Source organism: Actinokineospora sp. NPDC051303, from assembly GCF_055586285.1.
This window is the reverse complement of record NZ_JBVJIN010000093.1, coordinates 1-11334: the sequence shown is the minus strand read 5'-3', so window position 1 is coordinate 11334 and position 11334 is coordinate 1. Positions and strand designations below refer to the sequence as shown.

The 11334-nt window shown below is 70.9% G+C and carries 9 protein-coding genes; 8 read left to right on the top strand and 1 reads right to left on the bottom strand.

The features are described 5' to 3' along the window. Positions 1-211: 211 nt before the first annotated feature. The gene (locus ACZ6SD_RS32450) at positions 212-1249 is read left to right on the top strand and encodes a methionine synthase (protein WP_465320845.1); all 1038 of its coding nucleotides are present in this window, start codon (positions 212-214) and stop codon (positions 1247-1249) included. A 7-nt stretch (positions 1250-1256) separates the two neighbouring features. Here the strand turns inward: ACZ6SD_RS32450 and ACZ6SD_RS32445 are convergent, their stop codons facing one another. Continuing rightward, complete coding sequence (locus ACZ6SD_RS32445; RefSeq protein WP_465320844.1) at positions 1257-2189, bottom strand: LysR family transcriptional regulator; 933 nt, start codon at positions 2187-2189, stop codon at positions 1257-1259. 71 nt (positions 2190-2260) lie between these two features. Between ACZ6SD_RS32445 and ACZ6SD_RS32440 the strand changes: the two genes are divergently transcribed. The 7 genes from ACZ6SD_RS32440 to ligA all read left to right on the top strand — a co-directional run bounded on the left by ACZ6SD_RS32440 (position 2261) and on the right by ligA (position 10954). Beyond that, a complete protein-coding gene (locus ACZ6SD_RS32440; RefSeq protein ID WP_465320843.1) occupies positions 2261-2986 on the top strand; it encodes a succinate dehydrogenase cytochrome b subunit in 726 nt (241 codons plus the stop codon). A 2-nt stretch (positions 2987-2988) separates the two neighbouring features. Beyond that, positions 2989-4917, top strand: a complete 1929-nt coding sequence (locus ACZ6SD_RS32435; protein ID WP_465320847.1) for a fumarate reductase/succinate dehydrogenase flavoprotein subunit — start codon at positions 2989-2991, stop codon at positions 4915-4917. Then, positions 4914-5663, top strand: coding sequence for a succinate dehydrogenase/fumarate reductase iron-sulfur subunit (locus ACZ6SD_RS32430; protein WP_465320842.1), 750 nt, complete (start codon positions 4914-4916; stop codon positions 5661-5663). Before ACZ6SD_RS32435 ends, ACZ6SD_RS32430 begins: the two co-directional genes overlap by 4 nt. Before the next feature lie 51 nt (positions 5664-5714). Continuing rightward, positions 5715-6824 (top strand): WD40/YVTN/BNR-like repeat-containing protein, encoded by a 1110-nt coding sequence (locus ACZ6SD_RS32425; RefSeq protein WP_465320841.1) that lies wholly within the window; start codon positions 5715-5717, stop codon positions 6822-6824. Continuing rightward, positions 6825-7109, top strand: a complete 285-nt coding sequence (locus ACZ6SD_RS32420; RefSeq protein WP_465320840.1) for a ubiquitin-like small modifier protein 1 — start codon at positions 6825-6827, stop codon at positions 7107-7109. A gap of 833 nt (positions 7110-7942) precedes the next feature. Next, a complete protein-coding gene (locus tag ACZ6SD_RS32415; protein ID WP_465320839.1) occupies positions 7943-8587 on the top strand; it encodes a hypothetical protein in 645 nt (214 codons plus the stop codon). A 48-nt stretch (positions 8588-8635) separates the two neighbouring features. Continuing rightward, entirely contained in the window at positions 8636-10954 is a 2319-nt protein-coding gene (gene ligA / locus ACZ6SD_RS32410; RefSeq protein ID WP_465320846.1) for an NAD-dependent DNA ligase LigA, read from the top strand. Positions 10955-11334 lie beyond the last annotated feature (380 nt).

Sequence of the window (11334 nt, the reverse complement as noted above, 5' to 3'; positions counted from 1 at the left end):
ACCGGTGCGTGTCAGTCGTGATCGGGGTGGTTCCTGGCGGTGCGGCCGCGGCGCCGCTCGTACCGGTGTTGTACTTGGGCGTCGTGGCCGTGCCGCCAGGGGCCGCATCCGGCGCGGCTGGTGCGTGCCGGTACTTCGATACAGGCCCTAGCCGCGCGCGAGCCCTTGGGCGGGCGTGCGGACAGCGCGGGCGATCCACCACACTGCACCCGTGACCACCGCACCCTGGCCGCCCGGCGCCGCCACCGGCATCGGCTCGCTGCCCGGCGTCGACCCTGTCGAGGCCGCCACGACCGTGCTCGGCGAGCTGCCCGATCTGCCGCACCTGCCCGAACTTCCCGCGCGCGGTCTCGGCGCCGACATCATCGGCCGCACCGCCGCCCTCTTGGTCGATCTCGCCATCGAGCTGGTCCCTTCCGGCTACCGCGTCACCGCCAGGCCGGGGCTGGACCACCGACGCGCCGTCGACCTGATCCGGCGGGACCTCGACGCGATCGAAGAGGCCGTCGAACGCGCGGGCACCCCGCCGACCGCGCTCAAGCTGCAACTCGCCGGACCGTGGACGCTGACCGCGGGGGTCGAACTCCCGCGCGGGCACCGGGTGCTCACCGACCAGGGCGCGCTGCGCGAGTTCACCGAGTCCCTGGCGGAGGGGATGCGCGCGCACGTCGCCGAGGTCCGCAGGCGGACCGGCGCGGAGGTTGTGGTGCAGCTTGACGAGCCCACCCTGCCCACGGTCCTCGCGGGCGCGCTGCCGACCCCGTCCGGCTACGGCACGGTGCGCGCCGTCGCCGAACCGGAGGCCCGCGACACCCTGGCCGTCCTGGTGGACGCCGCGAAGGCGGCTACTGGCCATCCGGTAGTGGTGCACTGCTGTGCGCCGCGGCCGCCGATCGCGCTGCTGCACCAGGCGGGCGCGGGGGCGATAGCGCTGGACGCGACCCTCTTGTCGGGTGTTCCCGCGTCGGTGTCCGACCAGATTGGGGAGGCGTGGGACTCGGGGATCGCCTTGTTCCTCGGGGTGGTCCCCAGCACCGAGCCGAAGGCCCCGGTCAGCCTGCGGGACGTCGCGGAACCGGCGCTGCGGCTGGTCGACCGTCTGGGGTTCTCCCGGTCGATCCTGGCCGAGCGGGCGGTGGCGACGCCGACCTGCGGCCTGGCGGGCGCCTCGGCGAAGTGGGCGCGCCGGGCGATGGGGTTGACCGGGGACGTGGGCAAGGCGTTCATGGAGCCACCGGAGTCTTGGTAAGCAGCTCTTAGCGCAAGGGTTCGACGCCTGTCGGTAAGGCGTTAGCCGCTACCAGTCCGTCGAGATGGCCGAGCAGAGTGGAGCGGAAAGCGCGGGCGGCGGCGGTCGGCGGGACGTCGGTGTGGTGCGCCAACGCGATGGTGCGGCGGATGCTTGGGGCGGCCAGGGGAGTGGCGCGCAGCTTGGGTCTGCCGGGCAGGACAAGGCTGGGGACCACCGCAACGCCCAGCCCCGCTTCCACGAACCGCAAAACCGCGTCCATCTCGCCGCCCTCGACCGCCAGCTTCGGCTCGAAACCGGCTGCCCGGCAGGCGTGCAGCGTGGTCTCCCGCAGGTCGTAGCCGCGCCGGAACATGACCATTGGCTGCTCCCGCAAGGTCTCCAGCCGGACCGTGTCCCGATCGGAGGGCGCCGGGCCGTCGGCGGCGGAGGCCACCATCAGGTGCTCCCGCAGGACCGGGGTGCTGGTCAGCGCCGGGTCAACACCCTGCGGTGGCACGATCACCAGCGCCAGGTCCAGATCGCCGCCGAGCAACGCCTCGGTCAGGTCGCGGGAGCCGCCCTCCTCGACGAACAGCCGCACGCCCGGGTACCGGTCGTGGAACAGCCGCAGCACCTCGGCCAGCACGCCGACGCACACGCTCGGGGTCGCGCCCAGCCGGATCCGCCCGCGCCGCAGGCCGATCAGCTCGGCCACCTCAAGGCGCGCGGTATCCACATCGGACAGAATGCGCTTGGCCACTGGAAGCAGCGCTTCCCCAGCGGCGGTAAGCGAGACGTTTCCCCGTGCTCTGGTGAACAGCGGCGCGCCCAGTTCGGTCTCCAGGCTCTGGATCTGCTTGCTCAGTGAGGGCTGCGCCACATGCGCCCGCTTCGCCGCCTTGGTGAAGTGACGTGTCTCGGCCACTGCCAGGAAGTACACGAGCTGCTGCAGCGTCATAGTCTCAGGCTATCGAGATGAGCCGATTCATGTATTGGACGCGGGGTGACGGCCGCTCCTAGCGTGGCGGCATGGCAGTGACCACCGCGCCGAAACCCCCGGTGCCACAAGGGTTTCCGCGTACCACGGCGGGTAGATTGTGGGCTTCGACGGTCGGCAAGAAGGCCGTCATGGCGGTGACCGGCGGGGTGCTTCTGCTCTACGTCGTCGCGCACATGGCGGGCAACCTGAAGGTGTTCGCCGGGGCAGACTCGATTGACGGATACGGCCGCTTCTTGCGCGAGTTCCTGTCGCCCGTGTTCGGCCACGGCGGTTTCCTGTGGGTCGTGCGCGTCGTCTTGCTCGTGGCGGTCGTGCTGCATATGACCGCCGCGATCCAGTTGGCCCGCCGCGCCCGCAAAGCCCGACCCACCGGTTACGCCCGACGCGTCCGGATGCGTGGCGGTTACGCCGCCCGCACTATGCGGTGGGGCGGGGTGATCATCGCGTTGTTCGTGGTCTACCACGTGCTCGACCTGACCGCCGGGGTGCTCAACCCGCACGGCGTCGAAGGCGCGATCCACGACAACGTCGTCGCCGATTTCCGGCACTGGCACATCGTGCTGGCCTACACCGTCGCCGTCGTAGCGCTCGGTTTCCACCTGCGGCACGGCGTGTGGAGCGCGCTGCGCAGCCTGGGCCTGGGCAGCGCGCGCCGCGCCGCCGCGGTCCAGGCGACGGCATTCGGTGTCGCGGTCTTGATTACCGCTGGCTTCTTGTCCGTGCCGTACGCCGTCCTCTTCGGATTCGTGAGGTGACCATGCTGTTCACCGAGGGCGACTCGATCGCCGACACTCGCGCGCCAGACGGTCCGCTGGAAACCCGTTGGGAGCGCCGCAGGTTCTCCGCGCGACTGGTAAACCCGGCTAACCGCCGCAGGCTTACCGTGGCCGTCGTCGGCACCGGTCTCGCGGGCGGTTCGGCCGCGGCCACCCTGGCCGAACTGGGGTACAACGTGTTGTCCTTCTGCTACCAGGACAGCCCCCGACGCGCGCACAGCATCGCCGCGCAAGGGGGAATCAACGCGGCCAAGAACTACGCCGGTGACGGCGACAGCGTGCACCGCCTCTTCCACGACACGGTCAAGGGTGGCGACTTCCGGTCGCGGGAGTCGAACGTCCACCGGCTCGCCGAGGTCAGCACCCAGATCATCGACCAGTGCGTCGCCCAGGGCGTGCCGTTCGCCCGCGAGTACGGCGGACTGCTCGACACGCGGTCTTTCGGCGGCGCCCAGGTTTCGCGGACCTTCTACGCGCGCGGGCAAACCGGGCAGCAGTTGCTGCTCGGCGCGTATCAGGCGCTGGCCCGGCAAATCCACGCGGGCCGCGTCGTCATGAGCCCCCGCACGGAAATGCTCGACCTGGTCGTCGCGGACGGCCGGACGCGCGGTGTCGTCGTGCGAGACCTGGTTTCCGGTGAGATCACCACACATCTCGCGGACGCGGTGGTCTTGGCCACCGGCGGCTACGGGAACGTCTTCCACCTCTCGACCAACGCCAAGGGCTGCAACACAACCGCGATCTGGCGTGCGCACCGTCGCGGCGCCCTCTTCGCGAACCCGTGCTACACGCAGATCCACCCAACCTGCATCCCGGTAAGCGGTGCGCACCAGTCGAAGCTGACCCTGATGAGCGAGTCGCTGCGCAACGACGGCCGCGTCTGGGTCCCCGCGCGCGCAGGCGACGACCGTGCCCCGGGCCTGATTCCGGAAGAGGAACGCGACTACTACCTGGAGCGGCTCTACCCGAGCTTCGGCAACCTGGTCCCCCGCGACATCGCTTCCCGCGCGGCGAAGGCCGTCTGCGACGCGGGACGCGGCGTCGGACCGGGCGGGCTCGGGGTGTACCTCGACTTCGCCGACGCCATCGCCCGGCTCGGTCGCGCCACCGTGGCGGCGCGCTACGGGAACCTCTTCGAGATGTACCAGCGCATCACCGCGGAAGACCCGTACGAGGTGCCAATGCGCATCTACCCGGCAGTGCACTACACGATGGGCGGCCTATGGGTCGACTACGACCTGCGTGCCACTATCCCGGGCCTGTTCGTCATCGGCGAGGCCAACTTCTCCGACCACGGCGCCAACCGGCTCGGCGCCAGCGCGCTCATGCAGGGCTTGGCCGACGGCTACTTCGTTCTTCCTGCCGTGATCGGGGACTACCTCGCCGACGGCCCGTTTGGACCGGTTAACAGCGCGGCGGTAAACGAAGCCGAAGACACTGTGCGCGCTAAGATCGCGGCTCTCCTGTCGGTAAACGGCGATCGCACAGCCGAGTCGTTCCACCGCGAACTGGGCAGGCTGATGTGGGACCACTGCGGCATGGGGCGGTCCGAAGCGGGCCTGCGCAAGGCGTTGGACCGCATCCCGTCGCTGCGGGACGAGTTCTGGCGGCGGGTCAAGGTGTCTGGCACGGGCGAAAAGCTGAACCAGTCGCTGGAGAAGGCGGGCCGGGTCGCCGACTTCCTGGAACTGGCCGAGCTGATGTGCCTCGACGCCTTGCACCGCACCGAGTCCTGCGGCGGCCACTTCCGCGCCGAGAGCCAGACCCCGGACGGCGACGCGCGCCGCGACGACGAGCGCTTCTCCTACGTCGCGGCCTGGGAGTTCACCGGAGTGGGGGAACCGCCGGTCCTGCACCGGGAAGCGCTGACCTTCGAGGCCGTGCGGCCGAGTGTGAGGAGCTACAAGTGAGGTACACGCTGCGGGTGTGGCGGCAGACCGGGCCGGACGCGCGGGGGCGGCTTGTGGAGTACGCCGTGGACGACGTCACCCCGGACATGTCTTTCCTGGAACTGCTCGACGTGCTCAACGAGCGGTTGCTGCTCGACGGCGACGAGCCCGTCGCGTTCGACCACGACTGCCGCGAGGGCATCTGCGGCATGTGCGGCCTGATGATCGACGGAGTTGCCCACGGCCCGGAGCGGGCCACCACAACCTGCCAGCTGCACATGCGCCACTTCGATCCAGCCGTCCCCATCGTGGTCGAGCCCTGGCGGGCGGCGCCGTTCCCGGTCGTGCGCGACCTCGTGGTCGACCGGTCCGCGTTGGACCGGGTCATCGAAGCGGGCGGCTACATCTCGGCGCCCGCCGGGGCCGCGCCGGACGCGCACGCCGTGCCGGTGCCCAAACCGGCCGCGGACACCGCGTTCGACGCGGCCGCCTGCATCGGCTGCGGCGCCTGCGTCGCGGCGTGCCCCAACGGTTCCGCGACGCTGTTCACCGCGGCGAAGGTGACGCACCTCGGCCTCTTGCCGCAGGGACAACCGGAGCGCCGCTCGCGTGCCGCGGACATGCTGCGCGCGCAAGACGATCTCGGTTTCGGGGGCTGCACCCAGACCGGCGAGTGCGCGGCCGTCTGTCCGAAAGGGATCCCGCTGGACACCATCGCCCGGCTCAACCACGACGTGCTCGCCGCCGCGCTGCGCCCGCCGCGCTGAAACTGTCGGTCCCCCGTCGTAGCGTGGCCGCCATCACGGTGGAGGTGTGCGATGAGTCAGACAGCGACGCGGGAACCGGCACAGCAGGTGCTGCTCGTGATCGGCACGCGCAAGGGCTTGTTTCTTGCCAAGGGATCGGGTGTCGACTGGGAGGTGACCGGCCCGCACCACCCGATGACCGACGTCTACGCGGTGGCCGTCGACACCCGCCGCGAGACACCGCGAATCCTCGCCGCGGTCACCTCGGAGCACTGGGGCCCCAGCGTCGCGGTCAGCGACGACCTGGGCGCGACCTGGAGCGAGCCGGAGCACGCCCCGGTCGCGTTCCCGGCGGACACCGGCGCCGCCCTGACGCGCGTGTGGCAGCTCGCCCCGGGGGCCGCCGACGAGCCGGACGTCGTCTACGCCGGGGTCGAGCCGTCGGCGCTGTTCCGGTCAGAGGACGGCGGGCGCACCTACGAGCTGATGCGCGGCCTGTGGGACCACCCGCACCGCGAACGGTGGGTTCCCGGGTTCGGCGGGATGGCCGTGCACTCGGTTCTGGTCGACCCCCGGGAGCCGGACCGGATCACCGTGGCCATGTCCACCGGCGGCGTCTATGTGAGTGCGGACGGCGGCGCGTCGTTCACGGCGAGCAACGAGGGAATCAAGGCCTACTTCCTGCCGGATCCTTACCCGGAGTTCGGCCAGTGCGTGCACAAGATCGCCCAGCACCCCGACCGGCCCGACCGCTTCTTCGCCCAGAACCACCATGGCGTCTACCGCAGCGACGATGGCGCCCGCACCTGGACGTCCATCGCCGAGGGGCTGCCGTCCGACTTCGGCTTCCCCATGGTCGTCCACCCCCACCGGCCCGACACGATCTACACGTTCCCGTTGGTCGCGGACGGAATGCGCTTCCCGCCGGAGGGCCGCTGCCGCGTCTACCGCAGCGACGACGCGGGCTCCACCTGGACGGCGTTAACCAACGGCCTGCCCGAAAGCGGCTTCTGGACCGCGGTCATGCGCGACGCCATGTGCGTGGACGACGCCGACCGGGCGAGCGTCTACTTCGGCTCCCGCTCGGGCGAGGTGTACGCGGGCAGCGACGGGGGCGAGCACTGGACCCAGGTCGCCGCCCACCTGCCGGACGTCCTGTCGATGCGGGCCGCGGTGATCTAGATGTCGGTCACCGTGCTGCTGCCCGGCGTCCTGCGGCCCAAGGCGGGCGGGCAGGCCAGCGTCGAGGTCGAGGTCGCCGATCCCGCCACGCTCGGGCAGGTGCTGGACGCCTTGGCCGCCCGCTATCCGGATCTCAACCGCCGCCTCCGCGACGAGACGCGGGCGCTGCGCCGCTATGTCAACTTCTATGTGAACGGAGAAGAATGCCGCTACTTGGGCGGAGCCGAGACTCCGATCGAGCCGGGCGCCGAGATCCAGGTCATCCCGTCCGTCGCGGGCGGCTGAGCCCGCTCTGATCACACATGAGCGGCCCGATCCGCCACCAAACGAGGCGAACTGGGCCACTATGGGCTCATGAACGAGCTTGCGAGCGAGCCGGTCCCGGTGCGCTAGTGGGTGGCCTCACCGCGCTTGCCGGATGAGCCAGTTCGTGTGTGGTTTGGTGGCGCGCTCCGGCCCTGGGTTGGCTGGTGAGGTCGCGGGGTGGCCGCGTGAGCGAGTTTGAGGGGGCAAAGTCCGCCATGGGTAGGACCGGCGAGCTTGCGGGGTGGCCAGGTGAGGAAGCTAGCTCGGGAGTGGGTCGGTTAGGCGGTGAGTCCCCGAGTGGTGCCGCTGTGCTTGCGGCGTGCGCGGGTTCGTGAATGGCCCGAAGGCCTGGTTCGCCCTATGGGTGAGCCTGTGCCATGGCCACGTGAGCGAGCTTGTGGGGAAGTCGGTGGCAAGGTCCGCCTATGGGTGGGACCGGCGAGCTTGTGGGGTGGCCGGGTGGGCAAGCTTGGGAGGGAGCCGGTGGCAAAGTCCGCTTATGGGGGCCAGCGAACTTGTCAGGTGGCCCGGTGAGCGAGTTTGTAGGGAGTCGGTGGCACGGTTCGTTAAGGGTGGGACCGGTGAGCTCGTGGGTAACCGGGTGAGCGAGCTTGGGAGGAAATCGGTGGGGCGGTGCGTGTGCGGTGGAGCTGCCGAGTGCGGGGCGGCGGCGTGAGTAAGTGTGAGTTCGGTCGGGCGGTGCGCCCTCTGCTGGGGCCATCGCGTTTAGTGGGTGACGTGAGCGAGGTGGGGAGCGTGTCTTTGGTGCGAGGCGCCGGTGAGTGGAGCCGTCAAACCTGTGAGGCGGCCGCATGAGGTGGTTCCAGCGCCGCCGTCGACCCCGGGCCGCCGTCGAGCATCCGACGCCCGCCGAGCTTGCGGAGCGGTTCTGGGCGCAGTGGCAGCGGCTGCTGCCCGAGGTGTCGGCCGCGCTCGGCGAGGGCGAGCCGCAGCGCGTCGAGAACCAGCTGTGCGACCTGGTCGCCACCATGCACCCTGATTTGCACTTCTCCCTCGACCGGGGCAGCCGGGCCATCTATGCCCTCGTCGTCTCCGGCCAGGAAGACCCGGCCTTGCGCCCCTACACCGACGCGTGGAAGGCCGCCGCGCCACCCGACACGGCCATCTGGGAGTTCCACGACTCGGTTCCCCCGGTGCCCGACCCAACCGAGGTCACCGTCAACCTCGGCCAGCACCGGGTCGCGCTGGCCGACGTCCGCGTGCACGCCCAAATCGACGAGGAGGCCGGTGTCGTTGACGTCGCCGTCCATCACCCTGTCCTGGCCGCGCTCGACCCCGCGGCCCGGTCCGCGATGACCTTCCTGCCGTTGGACGCCACGCTGGGTGAGCGGGTGGCGGGGGAGCGGCTGCGCCGGGTGGAGAGCGCCGAGGCCGAGCCCGCGGACAGCATCAGCCTGCTTGAGCTGCGCGAACTTATCCACAGGCTCGCGGACTGAGCCTGCCCGCTGTCGGTCCCCCTCGCTACTCTCCATGGTGTGACCAGTGTGGATCAGGATCTTCCGAAGGATTCCCTCGCCGAGGACGCCGAGGGTGTCGAGGACGTTCCCGCCGACGTGCGGGAGCGGCACGCCGAGCTGTCCGAGGAGTTGCTCGGGCACCAGTTCCGCTACTACGTGCTCGACTCGCCGACCATCTCCGACGGCGAGTTCGACGCGCTGCTGCGCGAGCTGGCCGCGCTGGAGGAGCGGCACCCGTCCCTGGTCACACCGGAGTCGCCGACCCAGCGGGTGGGCGGCACGTTCTCGACCGAGTTCGCCGCGGTCGACCACCTGGAGCGGATGCTCAGCCTCGACAACTCCTTCGACATGGACGAGCTGGGCGCCTGGGTCGACCGGGTCGCCAAGGAGGTCGGCGATTCCGCGCACTACCTGTGCGAGCTCAAGATCGACGGACTCGCGATCAACCTGCTCTACGAGAACGGCAGGCTCACCAGGGCGCTGACCAGGGGAGACGGCCGCACCGGCGAGGACGTCACGCTCAACGTGCGCACCATGCGCGACGTGCCGGAGCGGCTCACCGGCACCGACGAGTTCCCCGTGCCCGAGCTGGTCGAGATCCGCGGCGAGGTGTTCTTCCGGGTCGAGGACTTCACCGAGCTGAACGCCCGCCTGGTCGAGGCGGGCAAGCCCCCGTTCGCGAACCCGCGCAACACCGCCGCCGGGTCGCTGCGGCAGAAGGACCCCAAGGTCACCGCGAGCAGACCGCTGCGGATGATCTGCCACGGCCTGGGCAAGCGGGTCGGCTTCGAGCCGACGTCCCAGTCGGAGGCTTACCGCGCGCTCGCGGCGTGGGGGCTGCCGGTGTCCGCCCACACCAAGCTGCTCGGCTCCGCGGACCAACTCGCCGAGCACATCCGCTATTGGGGCGAGCACCGGCACGACGCCCTGCACGAGATCGACGGCATCGTGGTCAAGGTGGACGAGGTGTCGCTCCAGCGGCGGCTCGGCACCACGTCCCGGGCGCCCCGGTGGGCCATCGCGTTCAAGTACCCGCCGGAAGAGGCCACGACCACGCTGCTCAACATCGAGGTCAACGTCGGCCGCACCGGCCGGGTGACACCGTTCGCGGTGATGGAGCCGGTGAAGGTCGCCGGGTCCACGGTCGCGATGGCGACCCTGCACAACGCCAGCGAGGTCAAGCGCAAGGGCGTGCTCATCGGCGACCGCGTGGTCATCCGCAAGGCGGGCGACGTGATCCCCGAGGTGCTGGGTCCGGTCATCGACGCCCGGCCGGACGACGCCCGCGAGTTCGTGATGCCCACCGAGTGCCCGGTGTGCGGCACGACGCTGCGCTACGAGAAGGAGGGCGACGCCGACATCCGCTGCCCCAACGCGCGGTCCTGTCCCGCCCAGCTCCGTGAGCGCCTGTTCCACCTCGCGGGCCGGGGGGCGTTCGACATCGAGGTCCTCGGCTACGAGGCGGCCGCGGCCCTGCTCGCCGCGGGCGTGGTCGCCGACGAGGGCGACGTGTTCTCCCTCGATGAGGACGCGCTGTCGCGGGTCGAGTTGTTCCGGACTAAGGCGGGCGAGCTGTCGGCCAACGCCCGCAAGCTCTTGGCGAACCTGGACACCGCGAAGGACCGTCCACTGTGGAAGGTCCTGGTGGGCTTGTCGATCAGGCACGTTGGCCCGACCGCGGCGCAGGCCCTGGCCCGCGAGTTCGGCTCCATCGACGCCATCGCCGCGGCGAGCGAGCAGGAACTGGCCGACGCGGAAGGCGTCGGCCCGACCATCGCGGCCTCAGTGCGCGAGTGGTTCGAGGTCGACTGGCACCGCGAGGTGGTCGAGAAGTGGCGCGCCGCGGGCGTGCGCATGGTGGACGACCGCGACGACTCGACACCGCGCACGCTGGAGGGCCTGTCCATCGTCGTCACCGGCAGCCTCGACACCTACTCCCGCGACGAGGCCAAGGAATCCATCATCGCCCGCGGCGGCAAGGCGTCCGGCTCGGTGTCGAAGAAGACCGCCTTCGTCGTGGTCGGCGACGCCCCCGGCTCGAAGTACGACAAGGCCGTCCAACTCAAGGTCCCGGTCTTGGACGAGGAAGGTTTCCGCGTCCTCCTGACCGACGGCCCAGACGCCGCACGGGAAGTCGCCACCATCGGCGCGGACGACGACACCGCCGCGGCCGCGCCCGAGCAGCCCCCCGCCGACACCCCAGACTCCAACGCCGAAACCCCCGCCGCGGCCGCCGCTCCCGACGCGCCCGCCACGGCTGAGCCCGCCAAACCCCGCGCCCGCGCCAAGCGCGCCAGGAAACCGGCGTCCGGCGAGCCCGAGGGAGATGCCGATGGCCTTAGCTGACGCTCCGATCGGAGCTCTCCTTTCACCCTGAGCCGCCCAGGGCAGCGAGCCGCTCACCGCGAAGCAGGCAAGGGGCCATGCCGGTGCCTAGGGCAGTGCAGGTGGGCCGTGCCCTTGCCGAGGCAGACGGTGCCCCACCGGTGGCGGGGCAGGCGGTGACGTGTCGGTGCCGAGGAAGGCGCGGCAGCCACGCGACCAACCCCTGGCCAACCTTGCGGACCCCGGTGGTGGTGGACTGTTTCCAGCGACAGGCGTAGATGGCGACCCCGTTACGCTGCCGCCGGGCGCTGCCGCCGGGCGCTGCCGCCGGGCGCTGCCGCCGGGCGCTGCCGCCGGGCGCTGCCGCCGGGCGCTGCCGCCGGGCGCTGCCGCCGGGCGCT